General features: G+C 68.3%; 18 protein-coding genes and 1 pseudogene. 10 read left to right on the top strand and 9 right to left on the bottom strand.

All coding sequences use genetic code 11. The features are described 5' to 3' along the window. Positions 1–67: 67 nt before the first annotated feature. Positions 68–2,353 carry a TonB-dependent receptor gene (locus BM252_RS15075; protein ID WP_245774270.1) on the top strand — a complete coding sequence of 762 codons (2,286 nt, stop codon included), beginning with the start codon at positions 68–70 and terminating at the stop codon, positions 2,351–2,353. A 186-nt stretch (positions 2,354–2,539) separates the two neighbouring features. Here BM252_RS15075 and BM252_RS15080 read toward each other — a convergent pair whose 3' ends face one another. Continuing rightward, positions 2,540–3,835, bottom strand: coding sequence for a Xaa-Pro dipeptidase (locus tag BM252_RS15080; RefSeq protein ID WP_093388482.1), 1,296 nt, complete (start codon positions 3,833–3,835; stop codon positions 2,540–2,542). A 180-nt stretch (positions 3,836–4,015) separates the two neighbouring features. Here BM252_RS15080 and BM252_RS31670 point away from each other — a divergent pair, with 180 nt between their 5' ends. Both BM252_RS31670 and BM252_RS15090 read left to right on the top strand, forming a co-directional pair. After that, positions 4,016–5,050, top strand: a complete 1,035-nt coding sequence (locus BM252_RS31670) for an Rpn family recombination-promoting nuclease/putative transposase (protein ID WP_093388483.1) — start codon at positions 4,016–4,018, stop codon at positions 5,048–5,050. Between the two features lie 167 nt (positions 5,051–5,217). Then, complete coding sequence (locus BM252_RS15090) at positions 5,218–5,553, top strand: hypothetical protein (protein ID WP_093388484.1); 336 nt, start codon at positions 5,218–5,220, stop codon at positions 5,551–5,553. Positions 5,554–5,750: 197 nt separating this feature from the next. Here the strand turns inward: BM252_RS15090 and BM252_RS15095 are convergent, their stop codons facing one another. Then, positions 5,751–6,539 carry a head GIN domain-containing protein gene (locus BM252_RS15095; RefSeq protein ID WP_093388485.1) on the bottom strand — a complete coding sequence of 263 codons (789 nt, stop codon included), beginning with the start codon at positions 6,537–6,539 and terminating at the stop codon, positions 5,751–5,753. A 308-nt stretch (positions 6,540–6,847) separates the two neighbouring features. Between BM252_RS15095 and BM252_RS15100 the strand changes: the two genes are divergently transcribed. Beyond that, positions 6,848–7,480, top strand: coding sequence for a class I SAM-dependent rRNA methyltransferase (locus tag BM252_RS15100; protein ID WP_093388486.1), 633 nt, complete (start codon positions 6,848–6,850; stop codon positions 7,478–7,480). A 22-nt stretch (positions 7,481–7,502) separates the two neighbouring features. Here the strand turns inward: BM252_RS15100 and BM252_RS15105 are convergent, their stop codons facing one another. The 4 genes from BM252_RS15105 to BM252_RS15120 all read right to left on the bottom strand — a co-directional run bounded on the left by BM252_RS15105 (position 7,503) and on the right by BM252_RS15120 (position 10,921). Further along, the gene (locus tag BM252_RS15105; RefSeq protein ID WP_093388487.1) at positions 7,503–8,792 is read right to left on the bottom strand and encodes a c-type cytochrome; all 1,290 of its coding nucleotides are present in this window, start codon (positions 8,790–8,792) and stop codon (positions 7,503–7,505) included. Positions 8,793–8,810: 18 nt separating this feature from the next. Continuing rightward, positions 8,811–9,527: a c-type cytochrome gene (locus tag BM252_RS15110; protein WP_093388488.1), complete on the bottom strand. Its 717-nt coding sequence runs from the start codon at positions 9,525–9,527 to the stop codon at positions 8,811–8,813. A gap of 136 nt (positions 9,528–9,663) precedes the next feature. Next, complete coding sequence (locus BM252_RS15115) at positions 9,664–10,398, bottom strand: 3'-5' exonuclease (protein WP_342742513.1); 735 nt, start codon at positions 10,396–10,398, stop codon at positions 9,664–9,666. Position 10,399: 1 nt separating this feature from the next. Next, complete coding sequence (locus tag BM252_RS15120) at positions 10,400–10,921, bottom strand: ProQ/FINO family protein (protein WP_093388489.1); 522 nt, start codon at positions 10,919–10,921, stop codon at positions 10,400–10,402. Between the two features lie 548 nt (positions 10,922–11,469). Between BM252_RS15120 and rpoD the strand changes: the two genes are divergently transcribed. Both rpoD and BM252_RS15130 read left to right on the top strand, forming a co-directional pair. Beyond that, complete coding sequence (rpoD, locus tag BM252_RS15125) at positions 11,470–14,004, top strand: RNA polymerase sigma factor RpoD (protein WP_093388490.1); 2,535 nt, start codon at positions 11,470–11,472, stop codon at positions 14,002–14,004. Between the two features lie 205 nt (positions 14,005–14,209). Further along, positions 14,210–14,410: a hypothetical protein gene (locus BM252_RS15130; RefSeq protein WP_093388491.1), complete on the top strand. Its 201-nt coding sequence runs from the start codon at positions 14,210–14,212 to the stop codon at positions 14,408–14,410. Positions 14,411–14,469: 59 nt separating this feature from the next. On the opposite strand, the gene BM252_RS15135 is transcribed toward BM252_RS15130, so the two are convergent. Both BM252_RS15135 and ppc read right to left on the bottom strand, forming a co-directional pair. After that, the gene (locus BM252_RS15135) at positions 14,470–16,245 is read right to left on the bottom strand and encodes a PAS domain-containing sensor histidine kinase (protein WP_093388492.1); all 1,776 of its coding nucleotides are present in this window, start codon (positions 16,243–16,245) and stop codon (positions 14,470–14,472) included. A gap of 198 nt (positions 16,246–16,443) precedes the next feature. Further along, on the bottom strand, positions 16,444–19,266 hold the full coding sequence (gene ppc / locus BM252_RS15140; RefSeq protein WP_093388493.1) for a phosphoenolpyruvate carboxylase: 2,823 nt from the start codon (positions 19,264–19,266) through the stop codon (positions 16,444–16,446). A 165-nt stretch (positions 19,267–19,431) separates the two neighbouring features. Between ppc and hemC the strand changes: the two genes are divergently transcribed. Genes hemC through BM252_RS15160 form a run of 4 tightly spaced genes read left to right on the top strand, consistent with a single transcriptional unit; the run spans position 19,432 to position 23,639 of the window. Further along, the gene (gene hemC, locus BM252_RS15145) at positions 19,432–20,421 is read left to right on the top strand and encodes a hydroxymethylbilane synthase (protein ID WP_093388494.1); all 990 of its coding nucleotides are present in this window, start codon (positions 19,432–19,434) and stop codon (positions 20,419–20,421) included. Continuing rightward, positions 20,414–21,220 carry a uroporphyrinogen-III synthase gene (locus BM252_RS15150; protein ID WP_093388495.1) on the top strand — a complete coding sequence of 269 codons (807 nt, stop codon included), beginning with the start codon at positions 20,414–20,416 and terminating at the stop codon, positions 21,218–21,220. Before hemC ends, BM252_RS15150 begins: the two co-directional genes overlap by 8 nt. After that, the gene (locus tag BM252_RS15155) at positions 21,217–22,440 is read left to right on the top strand and encodes a uroporphyrinogen-III C-methyltransferase (protein ID WP_093388496.1); all 1,224 of its coding nucleotides are present in this window, start codon (positions 21,217–21,219) and stop codon (positions 22,438–22,440) included. The genes BM252_RS15150 and BM252_RS15155 overlap by 4 nt, the downstream gene beginning before the upstream one ends. Positions 22,441–22,442: 2 nt before the next feature. Further along, on the top strand, positions 22,443–23,639 hold the full coding sequence (locus BM252_RS15160; RefSeq protein WP_093388497.1) for a heme biosynthesis protein HemY: 1,197 nt from the start codon (positions 22,443–22,445) through the stop codon (positions 23,637–23,639). Between the two features lie 90 nt (positions 23,640–23,729). Here BM252_RS15160 and BM252_RS31050 read toward each other — a convergent pair. Then, positions 23,730–24,021: pseudogene (locus tag BM252_RS31050) on the bottom strand (IS4 family transposase); the annotation flags it as partial.

The raw sequence follows: 24,021 nt of genomic DNA on the forward strand, positions 1-24,021 counted from the left end.
ATCACGGGCCGCCGCCTTGGCCGGCGTGGCCGGCGCGCGCCCGTGGCCAGCATTGAGAGAAACGATCATGTCCACCCCCTTCCATTACAAACCGCTGGCGTTGATGCTGGCGCTGATCGGCGCCGCCGGCCAGGCCGCCGCCGACCACGCGCCGCAGACCATGGCCGTGGTGCTGGTCAACGGCGGCCGTCCCAGCTCGCTGCCGACGCAGATCCCGACCACCATCGAGGGCATCAGCGGCGCGCAGATCGAGGACCGCATCAACGCCACCGACGCCGAGGACGCGCTGAAGTACCTGCCCAGCCTGAACGTGCGCAAACGCTACATCGGCGACTACGACCACGCCGTGCTGGCCAGCCGCGCCTCCGGCACCGGCAACAGCGCCCGCTCGCTGGTGTACGCCGACGGCATCCTGCTGTCCAACCTGCTCGGCAACGGCGCCACCTACACGCCGCGCTGGGGCCTGGTGACGCCGGAGGAGATCGAGCGCGTCGACGTGTTGTACGGTCCGTTCTCGGCCGCCTATCCGGGCAACGCGGTGGGCGCCGTGGTCGACTACCAGACGCGCATGCCGAGCAAGCTGGAGGCGCACTTCAAGCTGTCCGGCTTCGGCCAGCAGTACAAGCAGTACGGCACCGACGACAGCTTCCGCGGCAAACAGGGCAGCGCCGCCATCGGCGACCGCGCCGGCGCCTGGTCGTGGTGGTTGGACCTGTCCCGCGTCGACAACAACGGCCAGCCGATCGCCTTCGCCAACAAGCTGCTCAGCAAGGGCAAGGCCGACGGCGCCGGCGTGCCGGTGACGGGCGCGCTGGCCGGCCGCAATCCGCAGGCGCAGGACTGGTGGATACTCGGCGCGAGCAACCAGATCCACACGGTGCAGGACCACGCCAAGGTCAAGCTGGCCTACGACGTGTCGCCGACGCTGCGCGCCAGCTACACGCTGGGCTGGTGGAAGAACGACGTGACGCGCAGCGCCAGCTCCTACCTGCGCGACGGCGCCGGCAACGTCGTCTACAAGGGCGTGGTCAACATCGGCGGCAACAGCTTCGCGCTGCTGCCGTCGGACTTCGCGCCCAGCGTCGGCGCGCTGGAGCACCTGATGCACGGCCTGTCGCTGAAGAGCCACGGCAAGGGCGTGTTCGACTGGGAGCTGGCCTACAGCCGCTACGACTACGGCAGCGACCTGGTGCGCACGCCGACCGACGCGGTGCCCAACCCCGGCACCAACGGCAACGGCAACGGCACCGACCTGGGCGGCAGCGGCTGGAACACGCTGGCGCTGAAGGGCATCTGGCGGCCGGACGGCATGGCCGGCGCCCACATCGTCGACTTCGGCCTGCAGCGCGACAGCGCGCAACTGCGCAACCACGTCTTCAGCAGCGGCGACTGGCTGCACGCCACGGACGGCAAGCTGGTCTCCAACTTCAACGGCGACACCCGGCTGGAGAGCCTGTACGCGCAGGACGCCTGGCGCATCGACTCGCAATGGAAGGCGACGCTGGGCGCGCGGCTGGAGCGCTGGCAGGCCTTCGGCGGCCAGATCGCCAACGCCAAGGGGGTGAGCGTGCCGTTCGGCGAGCGCAGCGAAAGCAGCTGGTCGCCCAAGGCGGCGCTGGCCTTCCGCGCCAACGAGGACTGGACCTTGAAGGCCTCGACCGGCCGCGCGGTGCGCAATCCGACGGCGGCCGAGCTGTTCCAAGGCTCGCTCGACGCCAGCAACAAGATCGTCAACAGCGATCCGAACCTGCGCGCCGAGCGCTCGTGGACCAGCGAGTTGAGCGCCGAGCGGATGCTGGCCAAGTCCAGCCTGCGCGTCACCCTGTTCCACGAGGACACCCGCGACGCGCTGTACTCGCAGCCGCTGCAGCGCGACCCGACGGTGAGCACGGTGCAGAACGTCGGCCGCGTCCGCACCAGCGGGCTGGAACTGTCGCACCAGGCCGACGACGTGCTGCTGCGCGGCCTGTCGATCAACGACAGCCTGACCTACGCCGACTCGAAGATCGTCAGCAACGACGCGCTGCCGGCCAGCGTCGGCAAGCGGCAGCCGCGCGTGCCGGCCTGGCGCGCCACCTTCCTCGCCTCCTACCACGTCGGCGAGAAGTGGACCACCAGCCTGGGCGCGCGCTACAGCGGCAAGCAGTACGGCACCCTGGACAACAGCGATCCGAACGGCTCGACCTACACCGGCGTGTCGCGCTACTTCGTCACCGACCTGCGGGTGCGCTACCGGGTCGACCGGCATTGGAGCGCCTCGGTCGGCATCGACAACCTCAACAACGCCAAGTACTGGGCCTACCATCCCTACACGCAGCGCACCGTGCTGGCCGAGTTGAAGTACGACCTGTGACGGTCCCGTCAGGCTGGCCGTAAACGAAGAATGCCCGGATCGCTCCGGGCATTTTTGTCTGCCCCCAAACCCGGGACGCGGAAGTCGGGGTCTGACCCCATGCGGGGTCAGACCCCTGTTCTTGCGGGGTAAGGCCGGCGCTCCGCGCAATCTGCGAGGCTGCCTTTCTTGGGGAGTCCAGCGGTGTTACTTCGCCACCACGCCGCCCTTCATCACCCAGCGCACGTTCTCCAACTGGCGCACGTCCTTCAGCGGATCGCCGTCGACGGCGATCAGGTCGGCCAGCTTGCCGGCCTCGATGCTGCCGACCTTGTCGGCCCAGCCCATCAACTGGCTGGCGTTGACGGTGGCGCTGCGGATCGCCTGCAGCGGCGTCATGCCCAGCTTGACGTAGACGGCGAACTCGCGGCCGTTCAGGCCGTGCGGGTAGACCGCCGAATCGGTGCCGAAGGCCACCGCCACGCCCTGCTGGATGGCGCGGCCGATGTTCACCCGCGCCATCGGCAGCACCGTCTTGGCCTTCTCCAGCAGCGGCTTGGGCAGGCGGATCGCCTCGGCGTTCTCGATCAGCCAGTCGCCCAGGTAGAGCGTGGGCACCAGCCAGGTCTTGTGCTCCTTCATCAGCTTGATGCCCTCGTCGTCGATGTAGGAGCCGTGCTCGATCGAGTCGACGCCGGCCAGCACGGCGAGGCGGATGCCGTCGCCGCCGTGGGCGTGGGCGGCCACCTTGCGGCCCAGGCGGTGCGCCTCGGCGACGATGGCGCGCATCTCCTCGATGGTGTACTGCGAGGCGCGCGGGTCGTCGCCGAAGGACAGCACGCCGCCGGTGGCGCAGATCTTGATGACGTCGGCGCCGTACTTGATCACCTGGCGGGTGCGCTTGAGCACCTCATCGACGCCGTCGGCGACGCCCTCGGCGCTGATCTTGTACTCGGGCGCGTGCATGGTGTCGTCGCAGTGGCCGCCGCTGATGCCCAGCGCCGGACCGGAGGCGGCGATGCGCGGGCCGGGCAGGTCGCCGGCGTTGATGGCGTCGCGCAGGGCGACGTCGGCATAGCCCTCGGCGCCGACGTTGCGCACCGAGGTGAAGCCCGCCTCCAGCGTGCGGCGGGCGTTGCGCGCGCCGGTCAGCGCGGCGCGCGGCACCGAGATGGCCACCGCCGCGTAGCCGGTGTCCTCCGGGTTGCCGGTCAGGTGGGTGTGCATGTCGATCAGGCCGGGCAGCAGGGTCTTGTCGCCCAGGTCGATGACGGTGGCGCCGGCCGGGATGGCCAGCTTGCTGCCGGCGGCGGTGATGCGCTCGCCGTCGATCAGCACCACCGCCTGGTCCAGCGTGGCGCCGCTGCGCACGTCGAGCATGTGGGCCGCCTTGACGGCGGTGATGCGGGGCGCCGGCGCGCCGGCCGCGTGGGCGGCGGCGCAGGCCAGCAACAAGGCGGGCAGCGCGAGCGCGCGGCGGATGGGCGAGGTGGCTACGGTCAAGTGGATCTCCCGGGTGTTTTTTTGGATTGTTGGAGCGGAAAGTATATCGAGCTTTCCGGAAGGGAAGTGCGCCGTTCCGGGCGCGCTTTGCCTGATTTTCTTCGGCGCCTTTGCGCCGCGCCAAGCTCGGCGCGCGCGCCAGGCGAGCTCGACCTGGAGCGCCGCCGTTACAATTTTGCCATGAAGGTCCAAGCCGACGCCAGCTACAAGCAATTGTTCGCCCACCCCGAGCTGGTGCGCGATCTGTTGCGCGGCTTCGTGCCCTACGCCTGGGTCGACCAGCTCGAGGTGAGCGCCTTCGAGCGCGTCAACGGCAGCTATGTCGGCGACGGCGGGCAGCAGCGCCACAGCGACATGGTTTGGCGCATCCGCGTCGGCGCGGACTGGATCTATCTTTACATCCTGCTGGAATTTCAGAGCCACACCGACCCGTGGATGGCGCTGCGCATGCAGGTGTATGTGGGGCTGCTATATCAGGACTTGCTCAAGCAGCGGCAGTTGACGCGGCACGGCAAGCTGCCGCCGGTGCTGCCCATCGTGCTATACCACGGCCAGCGGCGCTGGAACGCCAGCACCGATCTGGCCGAGTTGATGTTGGCGGCGCCGCAGGGCCTGGAGCCGTTGCAGCCGCAGCAGCGCTATTTGCTGGTCGACCGCGCGCGGCTGGAGCTGGAGCTGCCCGGCACGCGCCGCAATCTGGTCAATTTATTGTTTCGCCTGGAGCACTCGCGCAGCGCGCAGGACATCCTGGCGATTCTGGGCAGCCTGGTCAGCTGGCTCGACGACCAGCAGTCGGCGACCTTGCGCAACAGCCTGAAGCGCTGGATTCACGCGCGTTTGCGGCGTCGAATCAAGACGATTACACTGCCAGTAAGGGCGGATTTCACGGAGGTTAAAATGATCTACGAGCGCGTCTACGAGACCTTTGAACAGATGCTGGAATACGAGGCGATTCAAAAGGGTTTTAAGCAAGGCAAGTTGGAGGGCCGGGAAGAGGGGCGAGAAGAGGGCCGGGAAGAGGGGCGAGAAGAGGGCCGGGAAGAGGGGCATCTATTGGCGCTCCGCTCGGTTCTGCTGGAGCGTTTGGGGCAACTCAGGTGCACGAGGCCGGATGTGCTCAACCAGATCGCCAACGCCGATGCCAGGCAGGTACAGAACTGGATTTATGCTTTGCTGGACGGTGACGAACCCGAGCGGATCTTCCGGCTGCGTTGATGGTGGCTGGCGGTGGCGGATGCGGCCGACTTGGCCGGGGTGTTCGGTAGCGAACGGAACAGATTGTCGTTGCGGCGCATGATGCTGCTAGAGAACGCGCATCCATGGTGGCAATGACGCTGCATGATATGCCGTTACATTCCCGTACTACAAGAAAAAGGCCCATCATGAAAATCATCCTGCTCCCACTCGTCCTCGTCGCCACCATCGCTTTGAGCGCCTGCCAGCGCGAAGCGCCACCGACCGTCGTACCGGTCGCCGTTCCAGTCGCGGTTCCCGGCCCTGCCGGCGCGACCGGTGCCACCGGCGCCACCGGCGATACGGGTGCCCCAGCTGCTGCCGGTGAGGCCGGCGCTACCGGTGCCACCGGCGCTACTGGCGCCACTGGCGCCACCGGCAACGAGGGCGCCAGCGGCGCCCCCGGCACCGACGGCGCCAAAGGCGACAAGGGCGCCACCGGCAAGACCGGCGGCGACACCGTCATCGTCGTGCCGCAGAAGTAAGCTGCGCAGAACGAAGTTGCGCAGAACTAAGCTGCGCAGAACTAAGCCGAATTCAGGCTAGACCGCCGGCTCAGTCCGCCGGCAAGGCAGGGCGTGCGACCATCCTCGCGATGGCTGCGCGCCTTGTTGCGTTTGGCGGTGTCCAACGCCGCCTCATCCGCCCGCCGCCGTCCGTGGCGCGGTGGTGCCGCCGTGGCTTACTGCGGCGCGCCGCCCAGGCGCTTGACCGAGCCGGAACCCTGCACGCTCTTGCTCACCTGTGGATCGCCGTAGTAGCCGATGGTGCCCGAGCCGGCCACGCTCAGGCTGAGCGACTTCTGCGCGTAGACGGTGGCCTGGCCGGAGCCGCCGATGCTGACCACGGCGTCGCGCGCGGCCAGTTGGCCGACCTGTACGCTGCCCGAGCCGCCGATCGACACCTGCAGGCGCTCGGTGTTGCCGCCCGCCTTCATGGTGCCGCTGCCGCCGATCGAGATGGTCACCGCCTCGCTGCTGAGCTTGCCGACATTGATCGAGCCGGACCCGCCCACGTCGAACTGCAGCTTTTCGCCCTGCAGCCGCTCGGCGTTGACGGTGCCGGAGCCGGCCATCGAGACCCGCTCCAGGCTGCGCGCCTGCACCACCAGTTTCAGGTTGCGGGTGTCGAGGCGCTGGTCCTTCTTCAGCGGCCGGATGCGCAGGGTGCCGTTCTCGACCACGGTTTCGATCAGTGGCAGCACGTTGTCGTCGGCCTCGACGGTGACGCTCTCGCTGTTGCCCAGGCGGATCTCGACATTGCCGCCGGTGCTCAGGCCCAGCGCGCTGAAGTGGCCCAGCTCGCGCGTCTGCGCGACCACCTTGCCGCTGCCCTTGACCGTTTCGCCGCGCAGCCAGTCGAGCGGCGAGGCCTGGGCCGTGCCCAGCGTCAGCGGGGCGGCGGCGGCCAGCACGCTGGCGGCGAGCAGCAGGTGGCGCAGGTGGTGGCGCGGGGATGGCGTAGCTTGCATGGTGTTCTCCTGTGGATGGATAGGCGTTGGTGGTGCCGACTCGGCGATGTTGACAGTGGACGCATGGTAGGCTGCCGGCCGGCCGGCGCAAACGCCGCTGCGACGGATTGCAGCCGGCGCGGTGCAGAATGCCGGCAGCGCCGACGGGCCGCGCCCGCGCCGGCCCGGCGGCGGGCGGAAGTCGGCCGGCGGACGGCGGCAAGATGGCCGGGCGGCGCCGGCGGATGAGGTATCATGCCGGTATTGCGCCGTCCTGCGGCGCAGCTTCTCAATGACCGGCCCGCGCCGGTCGATCTCACTGGAATCACATGCTTATCATCACCATCAAACAGGGCAAGGAAAAGAGCTTGCTGGCCGGCGACATCCTGATCTACGCCTCCGCCATCGACAAGGTCGACGGCAAACCGCAGGAGAAAATGAAGCCGGGCTCGAACGCCATCGTGCAAAACTCCGCGCACCAGTTCATCGCCCGCGCCGCCTACAACTCGAAGTCGCAGATCCGCGCCCGCGTCTGGACCTTCAAGGAGGACGAGCCGATCGACCACGCCATGATGAAGCGGCGCGTCAAGGCGGCCGTGCAAAAACGTCTGGCCAACGTGAAGAAGGCGGCGCCGACGCAGATCGTGGCGCTGATCCGGGGCGACGAGGACGGCCTGTCCGGCCTGCTGGTGGACAGCTACGGCGGCGTCGACGGTTATTTGATCTGCCAGTTCCAGTCCGGCGGCGTCGACGCCTGGAAGGTGCCGATCGTCCAGGCCCTGCTGGCCGAGACCGGCTGCCCCAACGTCTACGAGCGTTGCGACGAGCTGATGCGCAAAGGCGAGGGCCTGCCGCTGTTCTCCGGCGCGCTGGCCGGCGAGGAGCCGCCCGAGTCCGTCAACGTGAGCGACGGCGGCAAGCGCTTCAGCATGGACCTGCGCACCGGCTTCAAGTACCGCTAAAACTGGCCGGCCGCGCCGCCGCTCAATCGAGCGGAATGGTGCGGTAACGGTTCACATCCTGCCCGCTGACCGGCGGCGCGTTATTCCCCCACGCACTACGCAGATACGACACCACGGCCGCCACCTCGCCGTCGTCGAGCACATGGCCGAACGGCGGCATGCCGTAGGGTCGTGGGTTGCCGGCCGTGCCGGGCGCGAAACCGCCGTTGAGCACGATGCGGATGGGGTTGACCGCCTCCTCGGTGGTCAGCGCGCGGTTGCCGGCCAGCGGCGGGTAGGCCGGCGGCAGGCCGGCGCCAGTGGCGCCGTGGCAATCGACACAATGGGTCTCGTACAACTTGGCGCCGGCCGCCAGGAAGGCCTGCGCGCGCGGCGACTTGTCGCGCTCGTAGTCGGACGGCTCTGGTGTGGCCGGCAATGACTTCAGGTAGACCGCCATGGCGCCGATGTCGGCGTCGTCCAGATGCTGCAGGCTGGCCCGCACCACCTCGGCCATCGGGCCGAACACGGTGGCGCGCGGCGACACGCCGGTCTTCAACAGGGCGGCGATGTGCTCGGGCGGCCAGTCGCCCAGGCCGGCCTCGGCATCCGAGGTGAGCGACGGCGCGTACCAGCCGAGGACGGGGATCAGGCCGCCGGACAGGGTGTCGGCGCTGGCGCCCAGGCTATTGCGCGCGCTATGGCAGGCGCTGCAGTGGCCCAGGCCCTCGACCAGGTAGGCGCCGCGGTTCCAGCTCAGCGACTGGCCCGTTTGCGGCCGGTAGACGGCCGGCTTGAAGTACAAGGCGCGCCAGGCCGCCAGCATGATCTGCTGGTTGTAGGGGAAGCGCAGGCTGTGCGCTGGGTTGTTCTGTTTCACCGGCGTGAGCGATTGGAAATAGCTGAACAGGGCGTCGGCGTCGTCGCGCGTGACCTTGGTGTAGTTGGTGTAGGGGAAGGCCGGATACAGCAGGCGGCCGTCCTTCGACTTGCCGTTGTGCAGGGCGTTCCAAAAGTCGTTGGCGCTCCAGGCGCCGATGCCGCTGTCGCGGTCGGGCGTGATGTTGGGCGAGACCACGCTGCCGAACGGCGTCTGCAGCGCGCGGCCGCCGGCGTAGGCGGCGCCGCCGCGCGTGGTGTGGCAGGCCATGCAGTCGCCGGCCTTGGCCAGGTAGGCGCCACGGGCGATGCGTTGCTGCAGCGGCAGGGCGGCGGCGGCCGGCGAGGGCGGCGGGCCGGCGTCGTCGCGCGGCCACAGCAGCGCGGTGGCCAGGGCCAGCAGAGCCAGCAGGGCAAGGCCGCTGCCGGCCAGGACGAGGGGGAGTTTTTTCATGGGCGGGGCGTCCTCGGTCTACTGGGCGGGCACGCTGCCGCATTGCAGCGGCAGGGGCAGGGCGATGCTGGTGGCGGGCCGGGCGGCCGGATCGGCGACCTGGCTGGACAGCCAGCCGGAGACGGCGGCGATGTCGCCGTCGGACAGGCGGCCGGCGATGTCGGCCATGCAGTCGGGCGCCTGGGCGTGGCGCGTCTTGTTGCGCCAGGCGCCGAACTGGGCGTTGATGTAGTCGGCCGGCAGGCCGACCAGGCCGGGCACGGCCGGCGCCAGGCCGGTCAGCTGCTCGCCGTGGCAGGCGACGCAGGCCGGCACTTTTTTTGCCGGGTCGCCGCGCAACACCAGCGCGCGGCCGCGCTCGAGCAGAGGCGCGCCCAGGGCGCTGGCGGTCGGCGGCGGGTAGGGCGGATGCTGGGCGGAGAAGTACTCGGCGATCTCCTTCAGATAGGCGTCGGGCAGGTGTTCGACCATGTAGTTCATCATCGGATAGTGGCGCCGGCCCTGGCGGAAGTTGACCAGTTGGTTGTATAGGTAGCCGGCCGGCTTGCCGGCGATGCGCGGGAAGAAGGCGTCGCGGCTCTCCTTGACGGCGTGGCAGGCGGTGCAGGCGGCCACGCGCTGCGCCAGCGTGTCGGCCAGGGTGGCCGGCGCGGCGGCGGCCGGCAGGCTGGCGCCGGCCAGGGCCAGCGTCGCGGCGGCCAGCAGCGCGCGGGGCGCAAGCGGAAAAAGGGTCATAGGCGATACCGTTCAATGAAAGGATGTGCCCGGCAAACAGGGCGTCGTCACAAGGATATACCGGGGCGCCGTTTAAGGACAGGCTCAGACGTGTCGGGGAAAGCGGATCAGTTGCCGCGCGCTGGCGGCGACAGCCTTAGGCGGGCTCGGTCTTGTCGGCGCTTGCCGGCGTGGTGTCGCCGCTGGCTGGCGCGGGCGCGCGCGGTGGGCGCGGCTGGCGCGGCGGCCGTGGCGGCTTGGCCGGCCGTTGCGGCGGCAACTGGCCGCCGGCGGCGATCCAGTGGCGGAACACGCGCAGCGCCACCTGGGCGTCGTCGGCGGCGTAGAGGATCTGCTTGTCGCTCAGGCGCGCGCTGGCCCAATTGGTGGTGGAGATCTTCTTGGATTTCTGCAGTTTCTGGCCGAAGAACTTGGCCACCGCGCTTTTCGCGCCGAGGTCGTTGCGCTGGCCGCCGCGCAGCGCCACCGACAGGTCGACCACGCCGGCGGCGCGGATGCCCAGCTTGGCGTGCAGGCGTTTGACGTCGTCGGACAGGCCGAAGCCGACCTTGATGGTCAGCTCCGACTCGAGGATGGCGCGCAGTTCGGCCAGCGGCGGGTTGGCGCCGATCTGGAACAGGTAGGCCACGCTGTCGGTGGCCAGCTGGATCAGGTGCGGCCCGGTCGAGCTTTCGCCCTTGGCGAAGGTCGGCTTGGACTCGGTGTCGAAACCGACCGCGTCGACCGCCAACAGGGCGGCGCGGGCGGCCTCGGCCTCGGCCGGCGTGCGCACCAGGCGCACGTCGGCCAAGGCGATGCCGTGGTAGGGCGGCAGTTCGGGCGGCACTTCCGCCGGCGGGGCCGGCGTCTCGGGTGTCAAGTCCGCGCTCAACTTAGCCCTTGCGCGAGAACTTCGCGGTCAGCTGGTTGAGCTTGTCGGCGCGCACGCGGCTGGCTTCTTCCTCGGCGGCGGCGTCGCGCTCGGCCTTCTTGCGCTCGGCTTCCTTCTTGAAGCGCTCCTGCAGCACCTGGGTGGCGTGGCTGCGGTGGGTGTCGGTCACTTCCGCGCCGGCGGTGCCGTCGAGGTCGTGGCGCAGCTTGGCCTTCTCCATCACCTTCAGATAGCGCAGCGAGCCGGTGTGGATGCCCAGCGCGGTGCGCATGGTCTTGCGGTCCAGGTCGGGCAGGCGCGCCAGGATCTGCTTGTCGATACCGATGGACAGGGGCAGGAAATCGCGGAAGGCGGGAAATTGTTGCTGCAACTGCTTCAACAGCGTGCGCGGCGTCAACGCCGGCGTGCTCGCCGGCGCGGCTGCTGGCGTGCTCGCTGGCGCGGTCGCCGCAGGGGTAATCGGGGTGCTGCCTGGCTCGTCTGCCTGAGGCTGGGGGGTAAGGCTAGTGTTCATCGACTTCATTGGTTACACAAAGAGGCGCCAGCATATCATGCGGACTAGCCGAATGCAGTGCATTTTGGGCTAGCATGTCTTTTCAGCCACATCTTTCTTCCAGAGGGGCAGGTGCGTTTACCCGGCAGACCTTGTATAATGACTGACGCACCACATGTAGGGCGGTGCGGTTTCAGTCAGGTACAAGAAGTTTAGCGGGGGCGCTACGCCCTTGTTATATGGTTTTTTGATGTCGGATATAAGATTTATCAATTATCCTGATGTCTCGCTATACGGCATAATTTGCCCTCTTCTCTATTCTTCACTGAAAAATAGATATAAGCCCGTTTCGCTTACGGGCTTTTTTTATTCCGCTAGGTACAACGTCACAATTTACAACACTCCTGACCCCTGTGCGGCCGTTCGCGGCATCCGCCGGGTCGTGGCGTTTTTGTAAATTCGTGGCGCAGCCGTCCGCAAGGGCAGGCAAACACGCTCCATCGAGTCCGGTACGCAGGCTTAGGTGGAATTATTCACTTCGCGCCGCGAACCGCTGGCCTCGCATTTGAGAGAAATTCATGACAAAAACGCCGAAAACTTTAACGCTGTCCGTCAAGGCCGCCCGTACCAGCGCCGCGCCGTTGGTGGTTCCCAAGACGACTTTATCTTATGTGATCGATAATGCGCAAGAGGCAGCTGGAAAAGCAACGGTGGTCGTCAAGAAGAAAACCCGCCTGGCCGCCGCCGTCGCCGACGCCGCGCCGGCCGAGGCCGCCGTCAGCGTGCCGGCCGCCGCGCTCGACGCCGCCGTCGACGGCGCCGATGGCGCCGCCCCGGCCAAGACGCCGACCGTGAAGATCGCCCGCAAGGCCGGCGCCGCCTCGGCCGCCGTCTCGCTGGCCGCGCCGGCCGGCCCCAAGGTGGTGGCGCCGAAATCGAAGCTGGTCAAGGCCAAGTCCGAGCCGGCGCCGGTGGTCATCGTCACCGCCGGCCCGGTGGTCAGCCAGGTCACCGACGCGGCCACGTTGGCCTCGATCGACACCTCGGGCTACCTGCTGCCTAGCGTCAAGGTGCCCGGCCGCCGCGGCCGCAAGCCGAGCGAGTTCACGCCGGAAAACGACGAAGTGGCGGCGTTGAACGCCGTCGAGCGCGCCGAGTTGAAGGCCGTCTCGAAGGCGCGCGAGCGCAAGGCCAAGGGCGGCGCGGCCGACCTGCTGGGCGCCGACGCCAAGACCTCGGCCGAGGACCTGGAGCGCCGCCGCCAACAGATCAAGAACCTGATCAACATGGGCAAGGAACGCGGCTTCCTGACCTACGCCGAGATCAACGACCAACTGCCGGAAAACATCGTCGACCCGGAGGCGATCGAAGGCATCATCGCCACCTTCAACGACATGGGCATCGCCATCTACGAGCGCGCGCCGGAAGCCGACTCGCTGCTGCTGACCGACAGCGTGGCCACCGTGACCAGCGACGACGAGGTCGAGGCGGCCGCCGCCACCGCGCTGTCGACGGTCGACTCCGACTTCGGCCGCACCACCGACCCGGTGCGCATGTACATGCGTGAAATGGGCGCCGTGGCGCTGCTGACGCGCGAGGGCGAGATCGAGATCGCCAAGCGCATCGAAGGCGGCTTGAAGGACATGATCCAGGCCATCTCGGCCTGCCCGACGACGATCGCCGAGATCGTCGCGCTGGCCCGCAAGATCGAGGCCGACGAGTTGAAGGTCGACGAGGTGGTCGACGGCTTCGTCGACCTCAACGAGTCCAGCAGCGGCAGCAGCGCGCCGGCGGCGGCGCCCGCCGCCGCAACCGGCGAGGACGACGAGGAAGAGGAAGAGGAAGTCGAAGAAGAGGACGGCGACGCCAACGGCGGCGCGGCCGGCTTCTCGACCGAGCAACTGGTGCAGCTGAAAAAGGCCGCGCTGGAGAAGTTCAACGTCATCTCGACGCAGTACGACAAGATGCGCAAGGCCACCGGCGGCTACGGCTCGAAGGGCTACATCGCCGCGCAGGAAGCCATTTCGGCCGAGCTGCTGGGCATCCGCTTCACCGCCAAGGTGGTCGAGAAGCTGTGCGACACGCTGCGCGGCCAGATGGAGGAGGTGCGCCACATCGAGCGCGCCGTGCTCGAGCTGTGCGTCAACAAGTGCGGCATGCCGCGCGCCCACTTCATCAAGGTGTTCCCGGGCAACGAGTGCGACCTCGACTGGGTCGACCTGGAAGTCGACTGCGCCTATCCGTACAGCGCCATCCTGGGCCGCAACGTGCCGGCCGTGAAGGAGCTGCAAAAGAAGATGATCGACCTGCAGGCCCGCGTCGCGCTGCCGCTGGCCGACCTGCGCAAGATTAACAAGCAGATGGCGGCCGGCGAGAAGCGCGCCCGCCAGGCCAAGCGCGAAATGACCGTGGCCAACCTGCGCCTGGTGATCTCGATCGCCAAGAAGTACATCAACCGCGGCCTGCAGTTCCTCGACCTGATCCAGGAGGGCAACATCGGCCTGCTGAAGGCGGTCGACAAGTTCGAATACCGTCGCGGCTACAAGTTCTCCACCTACGCCACCTGGTGGATCCGCCAGGCCATCACCCGCTCGATCGCCGACATGGCGCGCACCATCCGCGTGCCGGTGCACATGATCGAGACGATCAACAAGATGAACCGCATCTCGCGCCAGATCATGCAGGAAACCGGCAGCGAGCCGGACCTGGCGACCCTGGCGGTCAAGATGGAAATGCCGGAGAACAAGGTGCGCGAGATCATGAAGATCGCCAAGGAGCCGATTTCGATGGAAACGCCGATGGGCGAGGACGGCGATTCGCAGCTGGGCGACTTCATCGAGGACAACACCACGCTGGCGCCGCTCGACGCCGCGCTGCACGCCTCGATGCGTAACGTCATCAAGGAGGTGCTCGACTCGCTGACGCCGCGCGAGGCCAAGGTGCTGCGCATGCGCTATGGCGTCGAGATGTCGAACGACCACACGCTGGAAGAAGTGGGCAAACAGTTCGACGTGACGCGCGAACGCATCCGCCAGATCGAGGCGAAGGCGATGAGCAAGCTGCGCCAGCCGTCCCGTTCGGACAAGCTGAAGAGCTTCCTGACCACGCATTAAGCCTGCACAAGGCGCGCCGCGGTTGCGGGCGGAAAAGAGAAGGGAGGCGCGAGCCTCCCTTTTTTTCGCCCCGGAAAACTTGCGCCGGCCCCGGCCGAGAAAGCGAGGGCAGCGCGGCGATGACCTTGTTGTTCCTCATATTGAAGCGCGGGTGGCGGGCGCATCATGGAATCGTCGCACCAGAAGTCCAGCCAGTGAGGCGATCATGAAGCCCAGCCAGTCCCATCAGCAAACCGATACGCAACAGTGCGCGCCGTCGTCCGACCATCCCAGCAGCCTCGCAGCAAGGCCGGCGCGTCCGGAGCGGCGCCGCGCCGAGCCGGCGCCGCCGGCGCCCGAGCGCGTCCGCGAGCAACTGGGCTGGTGGCTGATTCCCGCCAACAAGCGCGGCAGCGGCCTGGGCTGAACGCCGGCGCCGCCTCCCGCCGGCCGCGCGCCGCCGCCGCTACGGGCAGGGCGGCGGTGCTAGCCCGCCGCCATCGCCTCGACCGGCCGGGCCTGTTGCTCCAGTCCCGGCAGCAGGATCGACATCGAACTGCCGCTGCCGGCGCGGCAGGCGACCACCAGTTCGCCGCCGAAGGCGCTGACCCGCTCGCGGATGGCGCGCAGGCCGAAGGCGGCCGTCTGCGAGCGTTCGCCCTGTTGCTCGCTGGCGCCGTCGTCGGTGATGACGATGGTCATGCGCTGCGGCTGCAGATTCAAGGACACATGCACCGCGCTGGCGCCGGCGAACAGGCTGATGTTGCTCAGCGCCGTCTGCACGATGCGGAAGATGCCCGAGGTCTGGCGCTGGTCGAGCAGGCAGTTGGCGCTGTCGTCGATCAGTTGCAGCGAGCAGCGCAGGCCGCTGCGCTGCTCCAGCCGGCGCAGCTGCCAGTCGACCGCCGCGCACAGGCCCAGCTCGAGCACGCTGGGGTGCAGCTCGTCGATGATGGCGCGCACCGACAGGATCGAGGCGTCCAGCGTGGCCAGCACGCGGCCGGCCTCGCGGTGCAGGTGGCCGTGGCTGGCGCCGGTGCGGGCGTGCAGCATCGACACGTCGAGCTTGAGGGCCAGCAGGTTCTGCCCCAGCTCGTCGTGGATGTCGAGGGCGATGCGGCGCCGCTCGTCCTCCTTGACGTTCTCCTGGTGGTCGGACAGCGCGCGCAACTGTTGCAGCGTGCGTTGCAGGGCCTCCTCGGCGCGCTTGCGCTCGGTGACGTCGACGCACATGGCGACCAGCAGCAGCGGCTGGCCGGCGGCGTCGTACAGCGGCTTCTTGTAGGCCTGCACGTTGCGGTCTTCCTGCCGGGTGTTGTCCCACATTAGTTCCTCGCGCATCAGCAGCGTGCGGTTGGCGAAGGCGGCGCGGTCGTCGGCCAGGAAGCCGGCCATCTGCTCGGCCGGGAAGTGGTCGTCGCCGCGCAGGCCGGACAACTCGGCGAAGGGGACGCCCCACATCTTCTCGCAGGCCTCGTTCATCAGCACGATGCGCGACTCGGCGTCCTTGATGAACAGCGCCACCGGCATCATCGAGATGATCTCCTGCAATTGCGCGTCGCTGCGCGCCTGCGCCTGCTGGACCGCCTTGCGCACTTCGATTTCGCCGCGCAGCTGGTCGTTGGCCTGTTGCAGCTCGTCGGTGCGGGCGTCGATGCGCCGCTCCAGCGTGGCGTTGGCTTCGCTCAGGGCCTGGCGCCCGGCCAGGCTTTGCCGGCGTATGCGCAGCAGGATGACGCTGCTCAGCGCGGCCAGCCCCAGCATCAGCGCGATCATGCCCTGGCGCACCCGGGCGTGCTCGTCGCGGTCCTGTTTGCGGATGCGGTCGCGCTGGGCCCGCTCGGCGCTGATCATACCGATCACCTGCAGGCCGATGCCGGCCAGGCCGTGTTCGCCGTCGGGCGCGCCGGCGTTCATCGCGGCCACCTGCTGACGCAGGCGGGCCAGCAGCGGCGGCATGGTGTCGCTGCCCTCGGCCAGCGGCGCGCCCCGCTCAAGCTGGTGTTGCAGGGTCAGCACGGCGGCGGCGCGGCTGGCGTCGGCGGCGGCGTCCGGCTGGCGCTCGCTGAGCATTTCGGTGCGGTACAACTGGGCTTGCAGCTGCTCCAGCCACAACACCCGGTTGCGGGCCTGTTGGAGCCGGCCGTCGGCCTCGGCGGTCAGGCCGCTCTGGTGCCACACGGCGCCGACCATGGCCGCCATCAACGCCAGCACGGCGGCGATGCCGGCCAGGCTCCAAGTTTCAATCGACCATTTTTTCATTGACGGCTCCTCCAGCGGACGTTGTCGCAAAAAAGGCCGGCCGATCCGGCGGGACAGGCGACGGCGGGCGCGGGCTGCCTTATTGTATTATTTCTTTTATCTATTTGTCTTTCTTTTTGTGTAACATTTTTAAAAAGAAAAAGGGCGGGGCGGCATGTCTGCCGTCCCGCCCTTTGGCCTTGCTGCGCGACTAGCCGCTTAGCCGGTGTTGCGCAGGCCGGCGGCGACGCCGTTGATCGACAGGTGGATGCCGCGGTGGACCCGCTCGTCGACCTTGCCCGGCTGGTTGGACAGGGCGCGGTGGCGCTTGATCAGCTCGACCTGCAAGTGGTTCAGCGGGTCGAGGTAGGCGAAGCGGTTCTGGATCGAACGGGCCAGCAGCGGGTTGCCGGCCAGGCGCTCGCCGGCGCCGGTGATGCTTTGCAGGATCTCCAGCGTGTTGGCGTGCTCCTCGGTGATGCGCTTGAAGATGCGCTCGCGCAGCTCCTGGTCGGCCACCAGCTCGGCGTAGCGCGAGGCGATCGCCAGGTCGGTCTTGGCCAGCACCATGTCCATGTTCGACAGCAGCGTGGCGAAGAAGGGCCAGCGCAGGTGCATGGCGCGCAGCTGCTCAAGGCGCTCCTCGCGCGGGCCGGCGGCGACCCAGGCGCCGATGGCGCTGCCGAAGCCGTACCAACCCGGCAGCAGCAGGCGGCACTGGCCCCAGGAGAAGCCCCAGGGGATGGCGCGCAGGTCCTCGATGCGCTTGGTCGACTTGCGCGAGGCCGGGCGCGAACCGAGGTTCAGCTCGGCGATCTCGGCGATCGGCGTGGCGGCGAAGAAGTAGTCGGTGAAGCCGGGCGTCTCGTAGACCAGGTTGCGGTAGGCCTTGTAGGCGCGGTCTGAGATGTCGGCCATGACGGCCTCGAAGCCGGCCAGCTCGGCCTGGTGGGCGGCGTCGGCCGACTGCGGCATCAGGCTCGCCTCCAGAGTGGCGGCGACCAGCAGCTCCAGGTTGCGCCGGCCGATGTCGGCGTTGGAGAACTTGGAGGCGATGATCTCGCCCTGCTCGGTCAGGCGGATCTGGCCGTTGACGGTGCCCTGCGGCTGGGCCAGGATGGCCTCGTAGCTCGGGCCGCCGCCGCGGCCGACGGTGCCGCCGCGGCCGTGGAACAGGCGCAGCTTGACGCCGGCGCTTTCGAACACCGTCACCAGGTGGGTCTCGGCCTTGTACAGTTCCCAGTTCGAGGTGAGGAAGCCGCCGTCCTTGTTGGAGTCGGAGTAGCCCAGCATGACTTCCTGGATCTGGCCCTGCTTGGCGATCAATTGCTTGACCAGCGGCAGCGCCATCACCTGCTCCATGATGCCGGCGGCGCGTTGCAGGTCGGGGATGGTCTCGAACAGCGGGATCACCATCAGGTCGAGCTCGGCTTCGGCCTCGGCCGTGGCCAGGCGCAGCAGGCCCATTTCTTTTTGCAGCAGCAGCACCTCCAGCAGGTCGGACACGGTCTCCGTGTGCGAGATGATGTAGTTGCGGATGGCGCGCGCGCCGTAGCGGGCGCGGATCTCGCGCGCCGCGCGCAGGATGGTCAGCTCGGAGTCGGTCTCCTCCGAGTAGGCGATGTAGGGCGAGTAGAGCAGGCGCGGCTGCGACAGTTCGGCCAGCAGCAGGGCCACCTTGGCGTCCTCGTCCAGGCTGGCGTAGTCGGCCTGGGCGCCGCCCTTGGCGAACAGCTCGGCCAGCACGCGCTCGTGGATGTCCGAGCTTTGCCGCATGTCCAGCGAGGCCAGGTGGAAGCCGAAGATGTCGGCCGCCCGTTTCAGCGTCGACAGGCGCGGCTTGACCAGCATGCCGCCGTGGTTGTTCTCGAGCGAGTCGATCAGCACCTGCAGGTCGGCGGCGAAGCCGGCCGCGTCGGCGTAGGGCTCGGCGTGGCCGACCTCCTTGCGCAGGATGTTGGTGGCGCCCAGCGCGCGGGCGGTGCTGGCCAGGCGGGCGTAGATGCCGATCAGGGCGCGCCGGTAGGGCTCGTCGCTGCGGTGCGCCGAGGTGTCGGGCGAGGCGTCGGCCAGCGCCTGCAGGGCCGGGCTGCAGGCCACCATCAGGGTCGAGATCGACAGTTCGGCGCCCAGCGCGTGGGCCTCGTCGAGGTAGAAGTCGAGAATGGTGGTGGCGTGGCGCTCGAGCGCGTGGCGCATGGTGCCGGCGTTGACGTTGGGGTTGCCGTCGCGGTCGCCGCCGATCCAGCTGCCCATTTGCACGTAGGGCGCCTCGATCTGCCGTTCGCCCGCTTCCGGATAATGGGCGGCGATGTCGCCCTCGATGTCGTCGTACAGGCCGGGCAGCTCGCGCAGGAAGGTGATGCGGTAGTAGGACAGCGCGTTCTCGATCTCGTCGGCCACGGTCAGCTTGGAGTAGCGCAGCATGCGCGTCTGCCACAGCGTGGCGACGCGGGCGCGCAGCAGGTGCATATTGGCGGCGCGCTCCTTCGGCGTGAGCGGCAGGTCGCGCTCGGCCAGCAGGCGGGCGATGTCGTGCTCGGCGTCGAGGATGCTCTTGCGCTGCACCTCGGTCGGGTGGGCCGTCAGCACGGGGGCGATCAGGGCGTCCTGGAAGAAGGTGCTGACGGTTTCCTGGCTGACGCCGGCGTCCTTCAGCTTGCACAGGGCGAAGTTGACGCTGCCCTGCTGCGGCTTGGAGCCGGCCAGCAGGTGGGCGCGGCGGCGGCGGATGTGGTGTTGGTCCTCGGCGATGTTGGCCAGGTGCGAGAAGTAGGAGAAGGCGCGCACCACGGAAATGGTTTGTTCGCGCGTCAGGATCTTCAACATGCCGTCGAGTTCCTTGGCGGCGCCGGCGTCGGCCTCGCGGCGGAAGCGCACGGCGGTCTGGCGGATCGTTTCGACCACGGCGAAGACCTCTTCGCCTTCTTGCTCGCGCAGCACGTCGCCGAGCAGGCGGCCGAGCAGGCGGATGTCTTCTTTGAGCGGCGCGTCTTTGTCCACGCCCGGTTGTTCGTCTATTGCACTAGATTGTTTTGCCATGTGATCTGCCGCGAAAAATGGTGAATGTCGGTGCAAAAGGCTTTTGGCCCGGTTCTGCAAGAGGGGCGCATGATAAAATTTGTGATCTTAAACATGCGCGAATTAACTGGCCGCCGCCGGTTAGCGTCAGCTACAGCGAAAGAACTGGTTTTGAAAACATCCGAAATGGCCCAAGCTACCCCATCCAGATTAGTCATCGCCTCGCGGGAAAGCCGGCTCGCCATGTGGCAGGCCGAGCATGTCCGCGCGCGCTTGACATTATTATATCCGCAGTGCAGCGTCGAGATTCTGGGAATGACGACGCGGGGCGATCAAATCCTCGACCGCACCCTGTCCAAGGTCGGCGGCAAGGGCCTGTTCGTCAAGGAACTGGAGGTGGCGATGGCCGAAGGGCGCGCCGACCTGGCCGTGCATTCGCTCAAGGACGTGCCGATGGAGCTGCCCGAGGGCTACGCCCTGGCCGCCGTGCTCGAGCGCGAGGACCCGCGCGACGCCTTCGTCTCCAACGACTACGCCTCGCTGGCCGAGCTGCCGCCGGGCGCGGTGGTGGGCACCAGCAGCCTGCGGCGCCAGTCGCTGATCGCGGCGCGCTACCCGCAGCTGGTGATCAAGCCACTGCGCGGCAACCTCGACACGCGGCTGGGCAAGCTGGACCGGGGCGACTACGCCGCCATCATCCTGGCCGCCGCCGGCCTCAAGCGCCTCGGCCTGCCCGAGCGCATCCGCGCCCTGCTGGCGCCGGAGGACAGCCTGCCGGCCGCCGGCCAGGGCGCGATGGCGATCGAGATCGCCGAGCGCGCCGACGGCGTCGACCTGCGCGCGCTGCTGGCGCCGCTGAACCACCTGGCCACCGCCCAGGCCGTCACGGCCGAACGCAAGGTGTCGAAGGTGTTCGGCGGCAGCTGCCAGGTGCCGCTGGCCGCCTTCGCCACCGTCGCCGACGGCCAGATGCACCTGCGCGCCATGGTCGCCACGCCGGACGGCAGCCGCATGGCCAGCGCCGAGGTGCGCGGCGCCGCCGACACCGCCGAGCAGCTGGGCGAGGCCGTGGCCAAGTTGCTGGCCGAGCAGGACGCCGTCAGCATCCTGTCGGTCTGTCTTGCCGAGGTTGTGGCAGACCCGCAGGCCGCGACCGACGCCGCGCCGGATGCCTGACACCGTCGTCATCACCCGGCCGCTGGCGCAGGCCCGGCCGCTGGCCGAGCGGGTGCGCGCGCTCGGCCGTCCGGTCGAGCTGCTGCCGCTGCTGGAGATCGCCGCGCTGGAGAATAGCGGCGCGCTGCGCGCCGCGCTGGCCGGCCTGGCCGACTACGCCATGGTGGCCTTCGTCTCGCCCAACGCCATCGACGCCGCCTTCGCCCACATCACGCAATGGCCGGCCGGCGTCAAGCTGGCCGTGCTGGGCGAGGGCAGCCGCACGGCGCTGGCGGCGCACGGCGTCACGCCGGCCGAGGTCGACATCGTCAGCCCGGCCGACGCCAGCAAGAGCGACTCCGAACACCTGCTGCAAACGCTCGACCTGGCGGCCCTGCGCGGCCGCCGCGTGCTGATCGTGCGCGGCGACAGCGGCCGCGAGCTGATGGCCGACGGCCTGCGCGCGGCCGGCGCCGTGGTCGACGTGGTGCCGGCCTACCGCCGCTCGGTGCCGCCGCTGACGGCGCCGCTGCGCGCCACGCTGCGCCGCTTGTTGGCGCAGGCCAACGACTGGGTCATCACCAGTTCGGAGGCGCTGCGCGGCCTGCTGGCCCTGCTGCAAGAGATGGACGAGACGGACGACGGCGCAGAAAAAACTGACGCATTGCAACAGAAGTATGTTGTAATGATGCAACAACAGCATTTGATCGTCCCCCACGCCCGGATTGCCGAAACGGCAAATAATCTCGGCTTTACCAGACTGACGCTGACAGGTTCAGGCGACGAACGCCTGCTGGCCGCGTTACAATCACACCCATGAACGAATTGCCTACATTACCTGACACCGAGAAGTCCGCCGGCAGCGCCGGCGAGACGCCGTCCGCGCCGTCACCGGCGCCGTCCGCCCAAGCCGCACCAGCGGCCACGCCCGCGCCGGCCGCGCCCGCCGCGCCGTCCGCCGCCGCGCCCGCCGCGCCCGCCACCCCGGCGGCGCCCGGCCTGGCCGGCACGCTGCAGCAGCCGCTGGTGATCGCCGTGATCACCCTGGGCATCCTGCTGGCCGGCCAGACCTGGTCGTCGCACAACCAGGTGCGCAACCTGCGCGAGGAGATGGCGCGCCGCCTGCAAAAGGGCGACGCCGTCAACGCCGAAACCGGCACCCTGACGCGCGCCGTGCAGGAAGCCAACAAGGAACTGCAAGGCAAGGTCGGCCTGCTGGAGAACAAGGCGGTCGAGGCGCAGAGCCAGCAACTGGCCCTGGAGCAGCTATACCAGGACCTGTCGAAGAACCGCGACGAGTGGGCCCTGACCGAGATCGAGCAAGTGCTGTCGACCGCCAGCCAGCAGCTGCAACTGGCCGGCAACGTGCCGGGCGCGCTGATCGCGCTGCAAAACGCCGACCGCAGCCTGTCGCGCTCGGACAAGCCGCAGTTCATCACGATCCGCCGCGCCATCGCCAAGGACACCGAAAAACTCAAGGCCCTGCCGAGCGTCGACTCGGTCGGCGTGGCGCTGCGCATCGACAGCGTGATCGCCCAGGTCGACTCGCTGCCGATGCTGGCCGACGAGAAGCCGACGCTGCCGGCGCCGGCCGAGAAGAAGGCCAAGCCGAAACAGATGAAGGGCGGCAAGCTGGTCGAGCCGGAGCCGACCAGCCCATGGCTGCTCAAGCTGCAGGACGTCTGGACCAGCTGGAGCAGCGAGATGTGGACCGACGTGCGGCAACTGGTGCGGGTGCGCAGCGTGGAAACGCCGGACGCGCTGATGTTGTCGCCGAGCCAGGCCTACTTCCTGCGCGAGAACCTCAAACTGCGCCTGCTCAACGCCCGCATGGCGCTGCTGTCGCGCAACGAGACGGCCTTCCGCAGCGACCTGATCGCCGCCCAGGAGGCGCTGGTCAAGTACTTCGACGTGCGCGCCAAGCAGACCCAGACCGTGCAGGCGCTGTTGCGCCAGGTGCAGGCGAGCAATCTGGCGATCGAAATGCCGACGCTGGCCGACAGCCTTAACGCGGTGCGTAACTACAAGGCGAAACCTTAACCATGCGCTTATTCCTCTGGTTACTCGCCCTGATGGCCGCCGCCATCGGCATCGCCGTGACGGCGCGTTTTAATCCGGGCAACGTGGTGCTGTTCTACCCGCCGCACCGGATCGACCTGTCGTTGAACTTCTTCGTCGTGCTGCAGGTGGCCCTGTTCGTCCTGCTGTACGTGCTGATCCGCGCCTTCCGCGCCACCGTCAAAATGCCCGGCCGCGTCGCCGCCTACCGCCTGCGCAAGCGCGAGCGCGACGGCAACAAAGGCCTGCGCGAAGCGCTCAAGGCGCTGTTCGAGGGCCGCTTCGGCCACGCCGAAAAAGCCGCCCTGCGCGCCGCCGAACTGCCGGAAAACGCCGGCGTGGCCGCGCTGATCGGCGCCCGCGCCGCCCACCGCATGCGCCAGACGGCGCGCCGCGACAACTGGTTGGCGCGCCTGAGCGACGACCCGGTGCTGAAAACGGCGCGCCTGATGACCATGACCGAACTGCTGGTCGACGACCACCAGCCGGAATTGGCGCTGGAGGCGGTGCGCGAGCTCAACGCCAGCGGCACCCGCCACATCCACGCCCTGCAATGGTCGCTCAAGGCCCAGCAGCAGGCCAAGAACTGGCCGGAAGTGCTGCGCCTGGTGCGCTCGCTCGACAAGCACCGCGCGCTGCACCCGGCGCTGTCGTCGCGCCTGCGCGAGCTGGCCTACGACGATTTGCTGTCCGACAGCACGCACGACGCCGAATCGGTGCGCCGCGTCTGGGCCACCGTGCCGACGGTCGACCGCGTCAAGCCCTTCGTGGCCTGCCGCGCCGCCACCGCCTTCAACGCCCGCGGCCTGCACGACGAGGCCCGCCTGGTGGCCGAGGAGGCCCTGGCGGCCGACTGGGACGAGCGGGTGGTGCGCACCTACCGCGAAGCGGCGGCGCCGGCCGGCACGCCGGCCCTGCTGACGCAGATCGAGCACTGCGAGGGCTGGCTGCGGGCGCGGCCGACCGACGCCGAGCTGGCGTTGACGCTGGGTTCGCTGTGCCTGAAGCAGAAGCTGTGGGGCAAGGCCCAGCGCTATCTGGAGCAGGCCCTGTCCGACGCCGCCGACCCGCGCATGGTGCGCGAGTCCCACCTCAAGCTGGCGCAGTTGCACGACGCCCTGCAGCAGCCGGAAGAGGCGGCCAACCACTACCGACAGTGCGCCCTGGCCACCATCCTGTAATGCCCGAACCCGTCCCCGCGACGGGTTTTTTGTGCCTGTTCTCCAGGCGCCCACCCCGCTAGACCGGGGTCTGACCCTAATGCCGTTGACTTAAGCTTTTGACTTCTTGTATGGGTAGCGCTGTGCCTTTGATTTGACGACCCGGTCAAAATGACGGCCGGGTCGTTTGACAGTCAGTTCTGTGACTAGCCTTTGCCGCATTCTTTGTAGTAGGGAAGGCAGCTTGCCATAGGCGCGAGTCGCGGCGGCCCATGTTAGTTCGTATTGAATGATGTGAAATGCACGGACGAAGCTGATGTCGGTGGGGTTGCATTGAGCGTCGGCGGCGACGTTGGCCATTTCAAGGCGCACCAGGTTGTAGGCGATGCACGCGCCCCAGATC

It is taken from the genome of Rugamonas rubra (assembly GCF_900114705.1).
In the GTDB taxonomy this organism is placed as follows: Bacteria; Pseudomonadota; Gammaproteobacteria; order Burkholderiales; family Burkholderiaceae_D; genus Rugamonas; species Rugamonas rubra.

Excerpts from the sequence above, each read along its gene's own strand:
- BM252_RS15075 (WP_245774270.1), top strand. The coding sequence starts at position 68 with ATGTCCACCCCCTTCCATTACAAACCGCTGGCGTTGATGCTGGCGCTG.
- BM252_RS31670 (WP_093388483.1), top strand. The coding sequence starts at position 4,016 with ATGAAGGTCCAAGCCGACGCCAGCTACAAGCAATTGTTCGCCCACCCC.
- BM252_RS15090 (WP_093388484.1), top strand. The coding sequence starts at position 5,218 with ATGAAAATCATCCTGCTCCCACTCGTCCTCGTCGCCACCATCGCTTTG.
- BM252_RS15095 (WP_093388485.1), bottom strand. The coding sequence starts at position 6,539 with ATGCAAGCTACGCCATCCCCGCGCCACCACCTGCGCCACCTGCTGCTC.
- BM252_RS15100 (WP_093388486.1), top strand. The coding sequence starts at position 6,848 with ATGCTTATCATCACCATCAAACAGGGCAAGGAAAAGAGCTTGCTGGCC.
- BM252_RS15105 (WP_093388487.1), bottom strand. The coding sequence starts at position 8,792 with ATGAAAAAACTCCCCCTCGTCCTGGCCGGCAGCGGCCTTGCCCTGCTG.
- BM252_RS15110 (WP_093388488.1), bottom strand. The coding sequence starts at position 9,527 with ATGACCCTTTTTCCGCTTGCGCCCCGCGCGCTGCTGGCCGCCGCGACG.
- BM252_RS15120 (WP_093388489.1), bottom strand. The coding sequence starts at position 10,921 with ATGAAGTCGATGAACACTAGCCTTACCCCCCAGCCTCAGGCAGACGAG.
- rpoD (WP_093388490.1), top strand. The coding sequence starts at position 11,470 with ATGACAAAAACGCCGAAAACTTTAACGCTGTCCGTCAAGGCCGCCCGT.
- BM252_RS15130 (WP_093388491.1), top strand. The coding sequence starts at position 14,210 with ATGAAGCCCAGCCAGTCCCATCAGCAAACCGATACGCAACAGTGCGCG.
- BM252_RS15135 (WP_093388492.1), bottom strand. The coding sequence starts at position 16,245 with ATGAAAAAATGGTCGATTGAAACTTGGAGCCTGGCCGGCATCGCCGCC.
- ppc (WP_093388493.1), bottom strand. The coding sequence starts at position 19,266 with ATGGCAAAACAATCTAGTGCAATAGACGAACAACCGGGCGTGGACAAA.
- hemC (WP_093388494.1), top strand. The coding sequence starts at position 19,432 with ATGGCCCAAGCTACCCCATCCAGATTAGTCATCGCCTCGCGGGAAAGC.
- BM252_RS15150 (WP_093388495.1), top strand. The coding sequence starts at position 20,414 with ATGCCTGACACCGTCGTCATCACCCGGCCGCTGGCGCAGGCCCGGCCG.
- BM252_RS15155 (WP_093388496.1), top strand. The coding sequence starts at position 21,217 with ATGAACGAATTGCCTACATTACCTGACACCGAGAAGTCCGCCGGCAGC.
- BM252_RS15160 (WP_093388497.1), top strand. The coding sequence starts at position 22,443 with ATGCGCTTATTCCTCTGGTTACTCGCCCTGATGGCCGCCGCCATCGGC.